This is a genomic window from Lampropedia aestuarii, assembly GCF_004803635.1.
In the GTDB taxonomy this organism is placed as follows: Bacteria; Pseudomonadota; Gammaproteobacteria; order Burkholderiales; family Burkholderiaceae_C; genus Lampropedia; species Lampropedia aestuarii.
Genome location: NZ_SSWX01000074.1, coordinates 1 through 295, shown reverse-complemented (window position 1 = coordinate 295; position 295 = coordinate 1). Strand labels below are relative to the sequence as shown.

Sequence of the window (295 nt, the reverse complement as noted above, 5' to 3'; positions counted from 1 at the left end):
CTCCGGCTGGCACGTGGTGCAGGCCACTCCACCGCAAGGAATCCTTTTACCTGGGCACACATGGCAAAACGCACTGGGTGCAATCGGCGATAGTGCCGTGGTCGACTTTGCTGGCCTGGGCGGTCAAGCATTGGTGTTCTGCCCAGACCTGGCCAAAGCCTACGCGGCGCACCTTCCCGCCGACTTGCATGCGCAGCGCAAAGCGGTACTCGACAAGGCCACCGGCAATGTCCGCATCAATGGCATGCCAACACACCCCATATTGGTGAACTTGGCCATCCTAGGTCAAGGGCCG

The 295-nt window shown here is 61.0% G+C and carries 1 pseudogene; it reads left to right on the top strand.

Annotation, left to right across the window (positions count from 1 at the left end):
• A pseudogene (locus E8K88_RS18235) lies at nt 1–295 on the top strand (DUF1116 domain-containing protein); the annotation flags it as partial.